Below are 16969 nucleotides of genomic sequence, written 5' to 3' on the forward strand. Positions count from 1 at the left end.
ATTGGACTCAATCTGGAAACTATACGCCCTGCGGTGGATCAAATGCATATCCGAATCTGGCGATGTCCTCGGCACAGGCTTCGGCAACCGCCGCAGCTGACTGGTCGGAATAGTAACTGCGGTAATCTGCATGCCGCCCGGACGGGTTGAGGTGGGGCAAGGTCACATGGAATCCAAGATGGTGGAACAAGGGGGCCGCGTCCTGTTCGAAATGCTCCAATCGGATGAAAAACCTGCACTGCTCGACCCCATCGGCGCGGGTCATGTAACGGCGGGCTGGGTGCAGCCGGAAAGATCGCCCTATGTCGGGATGCCGCACAAACCCATCGAAGGGCAGTGACTTTGCCAGCGAGACCGCCATGTGATCAAAGCTCTGCGCGCGTAACCAGTGGTAATAGCTGACGATCCGATCCCACGGGTTGCGCACCAGGGTGAATGCGGTCATGGCCTGTAGCTCCTCAACCGTCAGAACCCCGTCGATATCCGCCAGCGTCGAGTGTTTCCATAACCGCCCCCTGCCCGTCAGCGCCCTGGCCCGCTTGCGGCGCTTCACGGCCTTGGGTGTATCCCCGAACAGGATGTCATCCTTCATCGCCCGCTGCTCTAATGCCTGCGCCAGCGACGTGCCGCCCGTTTTGGGGATGTGAACGAACACATAGCCGCGCCCGCGCGAGATGATCACACTGTCTCTCCCAATGCACCAGCGCGCCTGGACCGCCAGCCCAGCAGCGCCCCGGCTGCGGCGATCAGCCCGATCCCGGCGATCTGCATGACGCCGATCACCTGCCCCAGCGCGACCCAGGCGAACAAAGGGCCGAAGATCATCACAGAATACTCGAACACCGCGACATAGGAGGTTTCACCGATCTGATAGGCTTTGATCAGCATAAAAACCGCTATCGTCGACCCGACCGCCTGCACGACGATCCATTTCAGCGCCGGTTGCATATCCCAAACCATCCCTCGCGTCACGAAACCGTCAGCAAAGGAATGCGGCAGGGTCGAAAACACGGTCAGGCCAATCGCCCCGGCCAGCCCAAGGGTCAGGATCATCGCCACCAGCAGCGCCACCGTGCTTTCCTGCGCGCATTGGGTACGCGTGATGATGGAACTGAGCGCATAGAAAAACCCTCCGGCCACGGGCAGCAGGGTTTGGGCGTCGAATTCATAGGGGTTGGGCTGCAACACGCACAGGATACCGGCAAACCCGATCAGAACGGCCAGAATGCGCCACGGGCCGATCCTTTGCCCCATCGCAACGGCTGAGATCAGCAGCACGAAGATCGGTGAGGTGAACAGCCCCGCCAGCGCCTGCGCAATCGGCATCAACGCCAGCGAGGCAAAATAGAACAGCATTGCCAGCGTGATCAGAACGCTGCGCAGGATGACCGGCCCCAGCCGCTGCGGGCGCAAACTGCCCATTCCCAACAGGGACAGGCCACCGATCAGCGGCAGCATCAGCAGGGCGCGGCTCAGGTGGAATTGCCACAGGCCAATCGTTTCGGACAGCAGGATCACGACGTTGTCGATGACCCCGATGATTGCCATCGCAGCAACCATCAGGACCGAGGCCAAAATCGGTGAGGTCTGAGTGTCCGCCTGCATTCGAAGCCCCGGTTGAAAAGCGGCATGGAATGCCGCGCATCATGCTATCCAGCACATTTCACAATCCAGGCGCAACAGGTTTGCGCCTTTGGATTTTACCATGCTAAGCTAAGCCAAAATAATCACGAGCATACCTCATCTTGAAGACGGCACTTAAACAGTACCAGCGGATCGAAGCCACCGGTCTGTGGCGCCCCTCGCCCGATATACAGCGGCGAGAGGTCGTGGTGTCGCTTGGTGAGGCCACGCTGAAGATCTCGGATTTCAACGAACAGGCTCTGACCCATTGGTCTCTGGCCGCGCTGGAACGGCAGAATCCGGGTGTGTTTCCGGCGATCTTCAACCCCGATGGCGACCGGGACGAAACGCTGGAACTGGCCGAAACCGAAACCACGATGATCGAGGCCATCGACCGCCTGCAACGGGCCATCGACCGGGCGCGGCCGCATCCGGGGCGGTTGCGCTGGCTCAGCGTCGCGGGCGTGGTGGCCGCCGTGGCCGCGCTGTTGTTGCTGTGGATGCCGTCGGCTTTGCAAAACCACGTCGTCTCGGTCGTGCCCGAAATCAAACGTCAGGACATCGGCAACGCGATCCTGCACCGGATCGAGCGGGTGTCGGGACGAGGCTGCACCTCCGAGGGCGCAGAGGCGGCGCTGGACCAACTGGCCGCACGCACCGGGGTGCGAAAGGTCATCATTCTGCCCGCCGGGGTGCAGACCAGCCTCAGCCTGCCGGGCGGCATCGTTCTGCTGAACCGGGCCTTGGTCGAGGATCACGAGGATCCCTCGGTCGCGGCCGGATACATCATAGCTGAACGCGCCCGAAACCAGGCGCAGGACCCACTTGACGATTTGCTGGACCGCACCGGCGTCACAACCGCCTTCCGCCTGCTGACGACCGGCGAGCTGACGCCCGAGATCGTCGACAATTACACCGAGCAAGTGCTGGCCGAACCACGCTCGGCCCTGCCCGATGACGATCTGCTGGACGTGTTTGCGCAAGCCGCGCTGCCGTCGACGCCCTATGCCTATGCGATGGATGTCACGGGGGAAACGGTGCTGGGCCTGATCGAGGCCGACCCGATGGCGGGCCGCCCCCTGCAACAGGTTCTGCCGGACCGCGATTGGGTCCGGCTGCAGAATATCTGCGGAGAATAAGCCCTATTTGGTGCCGAACATCCGGTCACCCGCATCTCCGAGACCCGGCATGATGTAACCCTTCGAATTCAACTCGCGGTCCAACGAAGCGGTGACGATTTTCACATCCGGATGCGCCTCTTTCATGCGCGCCACGCCTTCGGGTGCGGCCAGCAGACAGAGGAAACGGATATCGGTGGCGCCAGCCTCTTTCAGCAGATCGATTGCCGCGGCCGAACTGTTGCCGGTGGCCAGCATCGGATCAACGGCAATCACCAGACGATCCTTCAGCCCCTCAGGCGCCTTGAAGTAATACTGCACCGGCTTCAGGGTCTCTTCATCGCGATACAGACCAACAAACCCGACACGCGCCGAGGGGACCAGTTCCAGCACCCCGTCCAGCATCCCGTTGCCGGCCCGCAGGATCGACACCAACGCCAGTTTCTTGCCGGCCAGAATGGGCGCATCCATCTCCTCCATCGGGGTTTCGATGTGGCGGGTGGTCAGCTTCAGCTCGCGCGTGACCTCATAGGCCAGCAGCAGCGTGATCTCGCGCAGCAACTGCCGGAACGCGGCGGTCGAGGTGCCCTTGTCCCGCATGAGCGTCAGCTTGTGTTGCACCAGCGGGTGATCAACGACGGTCAGGTGTTCGCTCATGTTCTCTCCAGTCTTTTCTTGACCCGCGCACGGGTGTCTTCATCACAGAAGGCCGCGTTCAGGGCCGTTTCATTCAGGGCAGCAAAATCTTCGGCCTCCCAACCGAAGGCTTGGCTTAACATCTCATATTCACGCCGCATGGTGGTGTGGAAAAACGGCGGGTCGTCGGTTGAGATAGTGACGTTGACCCCGTGGTCGCGCAACCGGGCAATCGGGTGCGCTGCAATATCTGGGAACAGGCCCAGAACCACGTTCGAGCCCGGACACACCTCAAGCGTCACCTCACGGTCGACCAGTTCGCGGATCAGGTCGGGGTCTTCGATGGCACGAACGCCGTGACCCACACGTTCGACCCCCAGATCGCGCAACGCATCACGCACACTTTCGGGCCCGCCGAACTCTCCGGCGTGGGTGGTCAGGCGCAGCCCGGCCTCACGGGCGCAATCGAAAGCCCATTTGTAATCGCCCTGCGTGCCAAAGGATTCGTTGCCGCCCATACCAAATCCGGTGATCCAGTCCCCCGCAGTCTCGGCGGCGCAATAGGCGCTGCGTTTGGCCTGTTCCGGCCCGAAATGGCGCACGCAAGTCGCGACGCCGCGCAGCGTGATGCCGAACTTGCGCTCGGCCTCATCCGCCGCATCCTGAATGGCATTCAGGTAGTCGCGCCAGGCGTGCAGGTCGCCGCCACCACAGAAATCGGGGCTCAGGAAGGTTTCAGAGTAGACCACACCATTGGCAGCACTTTCCTCGAGGATCGCCATCGTCAGACGACGGAAATCCTCGGGAGTTTTCAACACTTCGCAGGCAGCCTCGTAGACGCTGAGAAAATGCGCGAAGTCGCGGAAGTCATAGCTGCCGTCAGGTTTGAAAATCCCGCTCAGGTCGATGCGTTTTTCATGCGCCAACTGACGGATGAACGCGGGCGGCGCCGCGCCTTCGTGGTGCAGGTGAAGTTCGATCTTGGGCAGATCAGCGACGGTCATAGGAAACTCTTCCCCGGCCCTTGTGCCGGAATGTTCAAGTGAGCCGCGATACTGGCGGCAACGTCGGCGAAATTGATCGCGCCGATCTGACCAGCGCCGTGCCCGGCGATCAGTACGGGCACTTGTTCGCGCGTGTGGTCGGTGCCGATCCAGCTGGGATCATTGCCGTGATCAGCGGTCAACAGCATCAGGTCGCCGGGGCGCAGCCGAGCCAAAATGGCACCGATCTCGCGGTCGAACCACTCCAGCGCGCGGGCGTAACCGCTGATGTCGCGGCGATGACCATAGAGGCTGTCGAATTCGACAAAATTGGCGAAGGTCAAGCTGCCCTCTTCGGCCTCATCGACCAGATCGGACAGGTGCCCCATCAGATCGGCGTCCGAGCCCTTGTGCAGCGTATCGATCCCCTGCATCGAGAAGATGTCGCCGATCTTGCCCACCGCGTGTACGCGCCGCCCGGCATCCTGCGCCCAGTTGGTCAGGACCGGCGCAGGCGGCAGGATGGCGAAATCCTTGCGGTTTGTGGTGCGGGCAAAACCCTGTTCGGGCGAGCCAACAAAGGGCCGTGCGATGACCCGCCCCACTTTCATTTCATGCAGACGCGGGGCCAGCGCCATGCACATGTCCAGCAGGCGGTCGAGGCCAAAGCTCTCTTCATGCGCCGCGATCTGAAAGACACTGTCGGCCGAGGTGTAGCAGATCGGCCATCCCGTGCGCATATGCTCGGCCCCCAACTCGGCAATGATCGCTGTGCCCGAGGCATGACAGTCACCCAGAATGCCGTCGGTTCCGGCGGCCTCGGCAGCAGCGCGGCTCAAATCGGTGGGAAAGGACGGCGTTTTGTCCGGGAAATAGTGCCAGTCCCACGGCACCGGCAGCCCGGCCAGTTCCCAATGGCCCGAGGGCGTGTCCTTGCCCGGAGAAAACTCGCGCGCGCACCCCCACAAACCTCCGGGTTCGGTCAGCAATCCGGGCGTTTCCGCGCTCGAGGCCAAACGCGTCGCGGCCCCCAAGCCAAGCGCATCCAGATTGGGCAGGTTCAGCAGACCAGAACGTCCCTGCTCGGCCCGCCCTTCGGCGCAGGCCTGTGCGATATGGGCCAGAGTGTTCGCGCCGGTATCGGGAGTTTCGCCATTAAAGAACCGATCGGCATCCGGCGCGCCGCCGATGCCTACTGAATCCATTACGACAAGAAAGGCGCGGGTCACGATAGGATCCTTTCATGTACAAGCACCGGCATCTGCCCTGCATCTGGACTGATTGTTATGGCCTTTTTCACCGCCTCAGCGGCCCGTCGCGCGGCGTCTTCACGCGCCGCATGGACTATCGCCAAAGGCGCGCCCTTATCGATCCTGTCACCCAGCCGGGCAATATCCGACAGGCCAACTGCTGGGTCGATCACGTCATCTTCGACCTGCCGACCGCCGCCCAGCGCAACCACGGACAGGCCCAGCGCCTCGCCATCTATTGCGGTGACATAGCCGCTGGTATCAGCGGCCACCTCAAGGATTACGCTGGCTTCGGGCAGGTAGCGGGACCAGTTATCGACAAACTGCAACGGCCCGCCGACAGCTGCCATCATGCGGCCAAACCGTTCGGCCGCGCGGCCGTCGCGGATGACGTCGGTGATCTTGTCCCGCCCTTCATCAGCGGTCGCGAACATGCCCGCATCGGCCAGCAACACTCCGCCCAACTCCGCCGAGATTTCGGCCAAGGGTGCGTCATACGCCTTGGTCAGAACATTCATCACCTCGGCCACTTCCAGCGCGTTGCCCAGCGCGGGGGCTAAAGGTTGGTGCATGTCCGTGATCACGGCCGAGGTCCGGCACCCCGCCGCATTGGCCGTTTCCGTCAGGGCGCGCGCCAGACTGCGGGCATCCTCAAGCGTCTTCATGAACGCGCCAGAGCCGACCTTGACATCCAGCACCAGTGCTTCGGGGCTGGCGGCCAGTTTCTTGGACAGGATCGAGGCAGTGATCAGGTCCAGGCTTTCCACCGTCGCCGTCACATCGCGGATCGCATAAAGCCGCTTGTCCGCCGGCGCTATCTGCCCCGTCGCACCGACAATAGCCGCACCCGTGTCGCGCAGGATCTGGGTCAGACGTTCCTGCCCGATCTGGGTGCTGACGCCGGGAATGGATTCCAGCTTGTCCAGCGTACCACCGGTATGGCCCAGCCCCCGGCCCGAGATCATCGGAACATATGCGCCGAGTTCGGCCAATGCAGGCGCCAAAACCAGAGAAACGCTGTCACCCACCCCACCGGTCGAGTGTTTGTCGATCACCGGGCCGTCGAAATTCCAGCTCAGCACGTCGCCGCTGTCGCGCATGGCGACTGTCAGATCGGCGCGCCCCTGCGCGCCCAGTCCGCCCATGCAGACGGCCATGGCAAAGGCTCCGGCCTGCGCGTCGCTGACGCCGCCATCGGCCAAACCTTGCGCGAACCACGTCAGTTCCGCGCCGGTGGGCACCTGCCCCCGGCGCAGTTTTGCTATGATCGAACGGGCGTCCATGGCCTTAGACATCCTCCATATGCGAGGCGTCGAAAGCCCCCGGAAGCAGGTCGCCGATGGTGGTTTCGAGCTCGGCCCCGTCAACCGTAGCCAGGGTCACCTTGACATCACGCTTGCCGAATTCGGCCAGTTTCTGGCGGCACCCCCCGCAGGGCGGCACCGGTTGCGGAGAGGACGCGACCACGTAAACCTCAGTCAGGCTCTGTTCGCCCGCAGCGACCATGGCGGCGATGGCTCCGGCCTCGGCACAGGTGCCTTCAGGATAGGCCACGTTTTCAACATTGCAGCCGGAATAAACCACGCCCGAGGCCGACCGGATCGCCGCGCCGACCTTGAAATTGGAATAGGGCGCATAGGCTTTTTCCCGGACGGACAGTGCGGCGTCTTTCAAAGTCATGGCGATTCCCCAATTTTTGATCATCTGGTCAGAAAGGCATACCCTAAATGAAACCGACCAGGGAGTTGAAGCCCCGGACAGAAGATTCCCTAACCCAGCGACGTATCGAACGTGCCCGGCAGGGTCACTTCGAGCAGTTCAACATCGTCCGAGGGATCAGCAAGCCGGGTGCGCATACCGGGCGGAATGACAAAAGCGTCCCCCTGTTCAAGCCGGAACGGATCGCGGCCTTCGCCCTCAAGCGTGACTTTCCCGTTCATGACAAAGGTAAAATGGATATCCGTATCGTGGGCCGCCCAGACCGGATCGCCCTGTCCTTTGCGTACAACCTGCACCCCGGCAACGCCCTTGGTGTTCTCGGCAATGGTAGTGTCGCGGCAAATATAGCCCGGCAGACGGAACGGAACCCACTCGGCCCCCTCGGCCTGATTGAAGACGAACCGCTGACCCTGCCATTCCCGATCCGGGCGGTGGTGAGGCGTTGGCAACTCCATCTCATGATCGATCTCGGTGACATGCTCGGCAGGAACGCCGATCTCGATCACCTGCACGTTGTCCGAGGCTTCGAGCACGCGGTGGCGGATCTCTGGCGGCTGGATAAAGCAATCGCCTGCAGTCAGGCGCATCTTGTCGCCCTGATCTTCGTAGACCACGTCGACCCAGCCATGAATGCAGAAGATCAACTGAAACCCGACCTTGTGGAAATGCACCATATCAGGCACGGGCCCACCGTCGGGAATGCGAATATGGCTGGCGATGATCGATCCGCCCAGCCGATCCGGCACCAGATCGCGATAGTGCATTCCTGCCCGCCCGATGATCCACGGCGCCTGATCTTTCAGCCTGCGCACCACGAAGGAATGCACCGTTTCCGGCATGACCAGAGGCGGGTTCAACTTGTCAATCTCAACGCGGGTGCCGTTGGGGGCGACAAGGCTGCGCCGACCCTCTGCGAAGTCATCCGGGGTGCTCGTCAGAATACGCAGCGTACCGGGCGATTCCGGCGCGTCTTTCTCAATCCTCAGACGCAGGCCATGGCCCGAGAACACGGCGATACGCGGGTCATCGGCGGGATAGATCATGTCCATCCGCATCCCCAGAACCTTGGTGTAAAACGGGATATCGTTGCGCAATTCCTGCGTGGGCAGGCGGATTTCAGCTTGGGTCTGGGCGTGCGGTTTGCTCATTGGTGGTCTCATCGGCCTTGGCTTTCGGCCATCCGATCAGAACGGCGGACAAAATGCCAATCGAAAAGAACATCTCAAGCGTTTCTTCCAACACGAACAGACGGGTCGCCATTATGGTCGACATTTCGGTGTCAATGGCGCTGCTGACCTCTTCCAACCCCTGCGCAACGACAGCGCACATGCCGGCCAGAAAGAACACCAGCAGAAACGGCGCCCGTTCCTTCAGCGCCCGCCAGGCGTTCGGAACCCCATGCCAGGCTACCCCGCCCAGCACGATCACCGCCAGAACCACACGCACCACTGTCATATCCAGCAGGACATCCAGACCGTGCAGAATAAAGTAAGGCGTGCTGTCCACGGCATAAATATCGGCCTCAAGCTCTCGTTCCGCCAGCAACAGCAGGACCAAGCCAATATACAGGCGACTGATCCCGCGATACCGGTAGAGCGCCACCAAACCGGCGGCCAACAACGCCGCGGCCGAGCCGGTTTCGATCAGACCGCCCTCTTGGTTGAACACCGCCGCCTGCATCGGCCACAGCGAGATGGCGCACAGTATCACAACACCCAGAACGATTGCCGCGCTGAATGCAGTTCTAAATCTGCGATTGTTCGACGAAAGGGCCGCGCCCATCTCGACGTCTTTCTGATAGCTCATGCCGGTCTTCTCGATGCAAAAGAGGGTGGGTTCGAAAGTCGCGGGACTGTAAATGTTTTGCGGTGGAAATCAAGCGCAGCGGCAAATCGGCCCGCTCTGCGTTCTTGAGTGACGCAGCGTAGCCAAGCCTCGAAAATTAGTTTAGGGCTAAATCAAATTTCTGAAGGGAGCTGAATTTCGATGTCGGATACACCCAGTTTGCGGCAGGCCGCGCTTGAATATCACGCCCATCCAAAACCCGGGAAGCTGGAAATCAAGGCGACCAAGCCGATGGCCAACGGCCGTGATCTGGCTCGTGCCTATTCACCCGGCGTGGCCGAGGCCAGCCTTGAGATCAAGGCGGATGCCGACAACGCGGAACGCTACACAGCGCGCGGCAATCTGGTGGCGGTTGTCTCGAACGGGACGGCGGTTCTGGGGCTGGGCAATATCGGTGCGCTGGCCTCGAAACCGGTGATGGAGGGCAAGGCGGTTCTGTTCAAGAAGTTCGCCGGCATCGACTGTTTCGATATCGAGGTCGATCAGCCCGACCCGGAAAAGCTGGCCGATATCGTCTGCGCGTTGGAGCCGACCTTCGGCGCCATCAATCTCGAGGACATCAAGGCCCCCGATTGCTTTATCGTTGAAAAGCTGTGCCGCGAGCGGATGAATATTCCGGTCTTTCACGACGATCAGCACGGTACTGCTATCGTTGTTGGGGCCGCCGCCAAAAACGCGCTGCATGTGGCCGGAAAGAAATTCGAGGATATCAAGGTCGTCTCTACCGGCGGCGGCGCAGCGGGGATCGCCTGCCTCAGCATGTTGGTGAAACTGGGCGTCAAACGCGAGAATATCTGGCTGTGCGACATTCATGGGCTGGTCTACGAAGGCCGCGCCGAGGACATGAACCCGCACAAGGACCAGTTCGCGCAGAAATCCGACCTGCGCACGCTGGACGATGTCATTGGTGACGCCGACCTGTTCCTTGGCCTCAGCGGCCCCAATGTGCTCAAACCCGAAATGGTCGAGAAAATGGCCAAGCGCCCGATCATCTTTGCGCTGGCCAACCCGACGCCTGAGATTCTGCCGCAAGCCGCGCGTGAGGTCGCGCCGGATGCGATCATCGCCACCGGCCGCAGCGATTTTCCCAATCAGGTCAACAACGTTCTTTGCTTCCCCTTCATCTTCCGGGGTGCACTGGATGTGGGCGCGACAGAGATCAACGACGAAATGCAGATCGCCTGCGTCGACGGCATCGCCGAGATGGCCCGCGCCACCACCAGCGCCGAAGCCGCCGCGGCCTATAAGGGTGAACAACTGACGTTCGGCCCGGATTACCTGATCCCGAAACCGTTTGACCCGCGCCTGGTTGGCGTCGTGTCCTCCTCGGTGGCCAAGGCGGCGATGGAGAGCGGTGTTGCCAAGCGGCCGATCGACGATATCGAAGCGTATAAAGAGCGTCTGAACCAGACCGTGTTCAAATCCGCCCTGCTGATGCGGCCCGTCTTCGAGGCCGCCGCCGTCGCCTCGCGTCGGATTGTATTTGCCGAGGGTGAAGACGAGCGTGTCCTGCGCGCCGCGCAGGCCATTCTGGAAGAGACCACCGAAACGCCCATCCTGATCGGGCGCCCCGATGTCATCAGCGCCCGGTGCGAGCGGCTGGGCCTGACGGTCCGCCCCGGCGAGGATTTCCAGATCGTGAACCCGCAGGATGACCCGCGCTACTATGACTATTGGAATTCGTATCACGCAATCATGCAGCGCCGCGGCGTGACGCCCGATCTGGCCAAGGCGATCATGCGCACGAACAACACCGCGATTGCCGCCATCATGGTGCAGCGGGGCGAAGCCGACAGCATGATCTGCGGCACTTTCGGCGAGTACCGCTGGCATCTGAACTATGTGCAACAGGTGCTGGCCGATGGCGACCTGCGCCCGCACGGCGCACTGTCCCTGATGATCCTCGAAGACGGCCCCCTGTTCATCGCCGACACCCATGTACGGCAATTGCCGACACCCGAGGAACTGGCCGAATCCACAATCGGCGCCGCGCGGCATGTGCGCCGGTTCGGTATTGAACCCAAGATTGCCTTCTGTTCGCAATCGCAATTTGGCAATCAGGCCGAAGGGTCCGGTAAACGTCTGCGCGCCGCGCTGGAAATTCTCGATTCCGAACCGCGCGACTTTACCTATGAAGGTGAGATGAACCTCGATCTGGCGCTGGACCCGGAATTGCGCTCGCGGATATTCCCGAACTCGCGCCTGGACGGCGCAGCAAATGTTCTGATCTTCGCCCATGCGGATGCGGCCAGCGGCGTGCGCAATATCCTGAAGATGAAAGCCGACGGGCTGGAAGTTGGGCCGGTCCTGATGGGCATGGGCAACAAGGCGCATATCGTGACGCCCTCCATCACCGCTCGCGGGCTGCTGAACATGGCCGCTATTGCCGGAACCCCAGTGGCACATTACGGCTAACGCCCGAAACAGAGGCTCGGGTGCCCGCGTCGGCACCTGAGCATATTCTGAGCGTCGGTGATTCTTTGCACGCCGAACTTTGCAGATTTGCAAAAACCCGCACTCTAGACGCGCAACTTTGCCCCCTCAAAACACTTTGCAAAAATTTGCAGGCGAATTTGGCGCGACCTGCAAATATTTTGCGATAAAGTGACGCCCCGTTATCTCCCTCGCTTGTGCGCGCCCCCTTGCCCACCTTACACACGGCGCAAGGGATTTAAGGAGGAGACCAACGTGGCTTATCAGGACGTTTACGAAAACTGGAAATCCGATCCAGAGGCATACTGGATGGAGGCCGCAAAAGGGATTGATTGGATTCAACCTCCGACCAAGGCGCTGTTTGACGACAACGCGCCGATGTATGAATGGTTCTGCGATGCCAAGGTCAACACCTGCTGGAACGCGGTGGACCGCCACGTCGAAAACGGCCGCGGAGAGCAGACGGCCATCATCTATGACAGCCCGATCACCCACACCAAGCGCGAGATTTCTTATGTCGAACTGCGCAACCGCGTGGCCAACCTGGCCGGGGCGCTGCGGGCCAAGGGCGTCCAAAAGGGCGACCGGGTCATCATCTACATGCCGATGATCCCCGAAGCGCTTGAGGCGATGCTGGCCTGCGCCCGTCTGGGCGCCGTGCACTCGGTCGTGTTCGGCGGCTTTGCCAGCAACGAACTGGCGGTTCGTATCGACGACGCCAAGCCCAAGGCGATCATCGCCGCGTCCTGCGGGATGGAACCGGGCCGCGTGGTGCACTATAAGCCCCTGCTGGACGGCGCCATCGACATGGCCAGTCACAAGCCCGATTTCTGCGTGATCTTCCAGCGCGAACAGGAAGTGGCGCGACTGGTCGAGGGGCGTGACTATAACTGGCACGGGTTCCAATACGGTGTCGAACCGGCGGAATGTGTGCCGGTGGACGGCAATGACCCGGCCTATATCCTTTACACCTCGGGCACCACGGGTGCCCCCAAGGGCGTCGTGCGCCCGACCGCGGGCCATCTGGTTGCGCTGAACTGGACGATGAAGAACATCTATGACGTCGATCCCGGCGATGTGTTCTGGGCCGCATCAGATGTGGGCTGGGTCGTGGGGCATTCCTACATCTGCTATGCCCCGCTGATCCACGGCAACACCACCATCGTGTTCGAAGGCAAACCGGTCGGCACCCCCGACGCGGGCACCTTCTGGCGGGTGATTTCCGAGCACAAGGTCAAAAGCTTCTTCACCGCCCCCACCGCCATCCGCGCCGTGAAACGCGAGGACCCCAAGGGCGAGATGCTGGCGAAATACGACCTGTCCTGCCTGCGTGCACTATATCTGGCCGGTGAACGCGCAGACCCGGATACGATCGTATGGGCTCAGGATGCGCTGAAGGTTCCGGTGATCGATCATTGGTGGCAGACGGAAACCGGTTGGGCCATCGCGGGCAACCCCTTGGGGATCGAAGAATTGCCGGTCAAGCTGGGCTCTCCGGCCAAGCCGATGCCCGGCTATGACGTGCAGATTCTGGATGAGGGCGGCCACCCGATGAAGCCGGGCGAACTGGGCGCGATTGCAGTCAAGCTGCCGTTGCCTCCGGGTACCCTGCCAACGCTGTGGAACGCGGAAGAGCGGTTTAAAAGCTCATACCTTAACCACTTCCCTGGCTACTATGAAACCGGTGATGCGGGGATGATCGATGAGGACGGATACCTTTATATCATGGCGCGCACCGACGACGTGATCAACGTCGCGGGCCACCGGCTGTCGACTGGCGGGATGGAAGAGGTACTGGCCGCACATCCCGACGTCGCCGAATGCGCCGTGATCGGCGTGACCGATCAGTTGAAAGGGCAGATGCCCGTTGGCTTCCTGTGCCTGAACGCGGGCTGTGACCGCAACCATGGTGAGGTCGTGCAGGACGTGGTCAAACTGGTCCGCGAAAAGATCGGCCCGGTGGCCGCCTTCAAAAAGGCCGTCGTGGTGGATCGCCTGCCAAAGACCCGGTCGGGCAAAATCCTGCGCGGCACGATGGTATCGATTGCGGACAGCCAGGACTATAAGATGCCCGCAACCATCGACGATCCGGCAATTCTGGACGAGATCACCGTTGCGCTGAAATCCATCGGATACGCACAATAAACACTCTGCGGGTGGTCTCTGGCCGCCCGCGCCTCGTGCCTTTCCCTTGCAACCGCGAACAGGGCCCCTACTGTCTGACCCAGACAATGAGGCCGCATGACACATTCCGACATCTGGCGACTGAGCGCCACAGACCTGACCGCCCTCACCCGCAGCGGAGACCTGAGTGCCGAAGACGCGGTGCGCGCGGCCATTGAGCGGATGCATCAGATCAATCCGGACCTGAACGCGGTGGTCGAGGATCTGGGCACGGAGGCACTGGAACGCGCACGCGGCCTCGATCAGGCTCGGGCGAAGGGAACATCAACCGGACCGCTGCATGGCGTGCCGGTTACGATCAAAATCAATGTCGACCAAAAAGGTTACGCCACATCGAACGGCGTTGTGGCTTTGAAAGACGTGATTGCGCCGGATGACGCTCCGGTCGTGCGTAACCTGCAAGATGCCGGGGCCGTAGTGATTGGGCGGACCAATACGCCAGAGTTCTCGTTCCGTGCGGACACCGACAACCCATTGCATGGCCGCACGCATAACCCCTGGGGGCGACATATTTCGCCCGGCGGGTCCTCGGGCGGTGCCGGGGCCGCCGTGATGGCCGGGGTCGGCGCGCTGGCGCATGGAAACGATATTGGCGGCAGCCTGCGCTTTCCTGCGGCCGCGAACGGAGCGGTCACGGTAAAACCCGGCCTTGGTCGCGTCCCGGCGTGGAACCCCAGCCAGCCGATCGAACGCGGGATACTGGCGCAATCCATGTCTGTGCAGGGTCTGATCACTCGCTGCGCTAACGATCTGCACCTGTCGATGCCCTGCCTGATCGCATCCGACCCGCGCGATCCGTTCCACGTGCCAATGCCTTGGCACGGCGAACCTCTGGACGATCCCATCAAGGTCGCCTTTACCAAAGACACCTTCGGCTATGCCCTGCACCCCGAGGTCGACAAGGCGCTGGACGCGGCGCGCGATGCGCTGGTCGATGCGGGTTATCAGGTCGATGAAGTCAGCCCGCCCGATGTGTTCGACTGTGGCCGAACCGGTTACCGCACACTGATGGGTGAGGTCCTGACCCTGTTAAAAGGCGATATCGAGGCTGCGGGATCCGAGGTCATTCGCGAAATCTTCGACGTCTATTTTCAGGAATTCCCGCCCATCATCGGCACCGACATGATCCAGATGCTGGCCAAACGCACCCATTATGCACGGGAATGGTCGCTGTTCATGCAGGATTACCCCCTGATTCTGTCCCCTTTCCTGCCGCAGCCGTTTTTCAAACCCGACCGTGATACCGAAGGTGTCGAAGGTGTGCACGAGGTTCTGGGCTGCGCAGTTTATTCCTATGCGATGAACTTTCTGGGCCTGCCCGCCGCCAGCGTTCCCGCGCGGCTGGCCGATCTGCCGCAAGGGCCGCAACCGATCAACATCCAGATCGCCGCCCGCCGCTGGCGCGAGGACATGGCGGTTGACGCCGCCGCCGCGATTGAGGCGCGCGTGGGCCAGATGTGCCTGCCGCTTTGGGAAAAAATGGATACGGCCAAGCAGGCCGGAACAAGAAAATAGACCCCGGGGTTTTGCGCCCGGGGTCCTCTTGCTTAAATAAGCCCGGAAATCTGACAACGAGCGTAGCACCACCTACCCTCGCCGGCGCGAAAACTGCGCAATCATTCAAAAACGCCGCTTGGTGGCCACTCACTCCCACCTAGGCGTGTTCTCCGGGCAAGTTAAGATTAACAAAAGATGAATCGAACGCCTGTGAACTGGATCACACAAGAGCAAAAAGGCGCGTTTCCGGGATTTCAGGTGAACTGTTCCGAGATCAGACGCTCTTCCAGCCCATGCCCCGGATCGAACAGTATACGGTGTTGGATTGACGGTTCCGAGCGAATCTCGACCCAGTCGATATCGGCAAAGGACACCGAATCCGCGTCGGCCATGACCGGACGCTTATCGGCGTCCAGCACGTCAAAACGAACCTTGGCGATCTTGGGCAAAAGCGCCCCGCGCCACCGGCGGGGCCGGAACGCGGCAATCGCCGTCAGGGCCAGCACGTCGGACCCAATGGGCAGAATCGGCCCATGTGCCGAATAGTTGTACGCCGTCGATCCGGCCGGCGTTGACAGCAAGGCGCCGTCGCAGACCAGTTCGGCCATCCGCACGCGCCCGTCGACGCTGATCTTCAGCCGGGCTGCCTGCGGGCCCGCGCGCAGCAGCGACACCTCGTTGATGGCCAGTGCCTCGTGCAGTTTGCCGGATTGGTCCATAGCCTGCATCGCCAAAGGGTTGATCACCTCTTCTTCGGCCGCGGCCAAACGCTCCATCAGGTCGTCTTCGTGAAACTCATTCATCAGGAACCCGATGGTACCGCAGTTCATGCCATAAACCGGCGTGTCCAGATGCTGCATGTTGTGCAGCGTGTGCAACATGAACCCGTCACCGCCCAGGGCAACCACCACATCCGCATCTCGGGGGGCCGCATTGCCATACAGCTTTACAAGACTGCTCCGCGCGGTTTGCGCAACTTCGACATCGCTGGCGAGAAAGGCGATTCTCTTTGTCATCTTTTCCGGTTTCCGGTGTTACACATTTGGTTCCGAAACAAACATACCTTTCCCCGATAGGCCAGTCTTGACGCCACAGCGGGCCAAATCGTCGCTTTACAGCTTTTGCAGATGTGCCGTTTCCGATAGGAAATCCGCAAGATTATTCCTGCCATGTGGAGCCCCCATGAACGCCAATCTTCGTGACACCGGTTTTTTCACCCAATCGCTTGCGGACCGTGATCCTGAGCTTTTTGGCTCGATCACATCCGAGCTGGGCCGTCAGCGCGACGAGATCGAGTTGATCGCGTCCGAGAACATCGTCTCTGCCGCCGTGATGGAGGCGCAGGGCTCGGTGATGACCAACAAATACGCCGAGGGTTATCCCGGCCGCCGCTACTATGGCGGTTGCCAGTTCGTCGACATCGCCGAGAACCTGGCCATCGACCGCGCCAAGCAGCTGTTCGGCTGTGAGTTCGCCAACGTGCAGCCGAACTCGGGCAGCCAGGCCAACCAGGGTGTGTTCCAGGCGCTGATCCAGCCCGGCGACACCATTCTAGGCATGAGCCTGGACGCTGGCGGTCACCTGACCCACGGCGCCGCGCCCAACCAGTCGGGCAAGTGGTTCAAGGCCGTCCAGTATGGTGTGCGCAAAGAAGACAACATGCTGGATTACGATCAGGTCG

General features: G+C 61.3%; 15 protein-coding genes. 5 read left to right on the forward strand and 10 right to left on the reverse strand.

Annotated elements, in window-relative coordinates; genetic code table 11:
- Positions 1-19 precede the first annotated feature (19 nt).
- Both ACR0NT_RS07325 and ACR0NT_RS07330 read right to left on the reverse strand, forming a co-directional pair.
- A complete protein-coding gene (locus ACR0NT_RS07325; RefSeq protein WP_170672122.1) occupies positions 20-682 on the reverse strand; it encodes a sulfotransferase family 2 domain-containing protein in 663 nt (220 codons plus the stop codon).
- Positions 679-1605 carry a DMT family transporter gene (locus ACR0NT_RS07330; protein ID WP_170443017.1) on the reverse strand — a complete coding sequence of 309 codons (927 nt, stop codon included), beginning with the start codon at positions 1603-1605 and terminating at the stop codon, positions 679-681. Before ACR0NT_RS07330 ends, ACR0NT_RS07325 begins: the two co-directional genes overlap by 4 nt.
- Before the next feature lie 140 nt (positions 1606-1745).
- On the opposite strand from ACR0NT_RS07330, the gene ACR0NT_RS07335 reads away from it, so the two are divergent.
- Positions 1746-2762 carry a hypothetical protein gene (locus tag ACR0NT_RS07335; RefSeq protein WP_170672124.1) on the forward strand — a complete coding sequence of 339 codons (1017 nt, stop codon included), beginning with the start codon at positions 1746-1748 and terminating at the stop codon, positions 2760-2762.
- A 3-nt stretch (positions 2763-2765) separates the two neighbouring features.
- On the opposite strand, the gene upp is transcribed toward ACR0NT_RS07335, so the two are convergent.
- From upp to ACR0NT_RS07370, 7 genes are all read right to left on the reverse strand, one after another.
- The gene (upp, locus tag ACR0NT_RS07340) at positions 2766-3398 is read right to left on the reverse strand and encodes a uracil phosphoribosyltransferase (RefSeq protein ID WP_170672126.1); all 633 of its coding nucleotides are present in this window, start codon (positions 3396-3398) and stop codon (positions 2766-2768) included.
- Positions 3395-4381 carry an adenosine deaminase gene (locus ACR0NT_RS07345; protein ID WP_170672128.1) on the reverse strand — a complete coding sequence of 329 codons (987 nt, stop codon included), beginning with the start codon at positions 4379-4381 and terminating at the stop codon, positions 3395-3397. The genes upp and ACR0NT_RS07345 overlap by 4 nt, the downstream gene beginning before the upstream one ends.
- Positions 4378-5589 carry a phosphopentomutase gene (locus tag ACR0NT_RS07350; protein WP_170672130.1) on the reverse strand — a complete coding sequence of 404 codons (1212 nt, stop codon included), beginning with the start codon at positions 5587-5589 and terminating at the stop codon, positions 4378-4380. Before ACR0NT_RS07350 ends, ACR0NT_RS07345 begins: the two co-directional genes overlap by 4 nt.
- The gene (locus ACR0NT_RS07355) at positions 5586-6893 is read right to left on the reverse strand and encodes a thymidine phosphorylase (RefSeq protein WP_170672132.1); all 1308 of its coding nucleotides are present in this window, start codon (positions 6891-6893) and stop codon (positions 5586-5588) included. Before ACR0NT_RS07355 ends, ACR0NT_RS07350 begins: the two co-directional genes overlap by 4 nt.
- Before the next feature lie 4 nt (positions 6894-6897).
- Complete coding sequence (locus ACR0NT_RS07360; RefSeq protein WP_170443005.1) at positions 6898-7290, reverse strand: cytidine deaminase; 393 nt, start codon at positions 7288-7290, stop codon at positions 6898-6900.
- Positions 7291-7379: 89 nt separating this feature from the next.
- On the reverse strand, positions 7380-8477 hold the full coding sequence (locus ACR0NT_RS07365; protein WP_480442825.1) for a cupin domain-containing protein: 1098 nt from the start codon (positions 8475-8477) through the stop codon (positions 7380-7382).
- A complete protein-coding gene (locus ACR0NT_RS07370; protein ID WP_170443002.1) occupies positions 8446-9135 on the reverse strand; it encodes a hypothetical protein in 690 nt (229 codons plus the stop codon). Before ACR0NT_RS07370 ends, ACR0NT_RS07365 begins: the two co-directional genes overlap by 32 nt.
- Before the next feature lie 180 nt (positions 9136-9315).
- On the opposite strand from ACR0NT_RS07370, the gene ACR0NT_RS07375 reads away from it, so the two are divergent.
- The 3 genes from ACR0NT_RS07375 (at position 9316) to ACR0NT_RS07385 (ending at position 15306) form a co-directional block, all read left to right on the forward strand.
- Complete coding sequence (locus ACR0NT_RS07375) at positions 9316-11589, forward strand: NADP-dependent malic enzyme (protein WP_170443000.1); 2274 nt, start codon at positions 9316-9318, stop codon at positions 11587-11589.
- Positions 11590-11862: 273 nt separating this feature from the next.
- Positions 11863-13752 (forward strand): propionate-CoA ligase PrpE, encoded by a 1890-nt coding sequence (gene prpE / locus ACR0NT_RS07380; protein WP_170442998.1) that lies wholly within the window; start codon positions 11863-11865, stop codon positions 13750-13752.
- Between the two features lie 96 nt (positions 13753-13848).
- Positions 13849-15306 (forward strand): amidase family protein, encoded by a 1458-nt coding sequence (locus tag ACR0NT_RS07385; protein WP_170442996.1) that lies wholly within the window; start codon positions 13849-13851, stop codon positions 15304-15306.
- 236 nt (positions 15307-15542) lie between these two features.
- On the opposite strand, the gene ACR0NT_RS07390 is transcribed toward ACR0NT_RS07385, so the two are convergent.
- Positions 15543-16304, reverse strand: a complete 762-nt coding sequence (locus tag ACR0NT_RS07390) for an NAD kinase (protein WP_170672134.1) — start codon at positions 16302-16304, stop codon at positions 15543-15545.
- Between the two features lie 166 nt (positions 16305-16470).
- Between ACR0NT_RS07390 and ACR0NT_RS07395 the strand changes: the two genes are divergently transcribed.
- On the forward strand, positions 16471-16969 hold a 499-nt coding region (locus ACR0NT_RS07395; RefSeq protein WP_480442828.1), incomplete at its 3' end, for a PLP-dependent aminotransferase family protein.

The sequence above is a fragment of the Ruegeria sp. AB10 genome, from assembly GCF_056542745.1.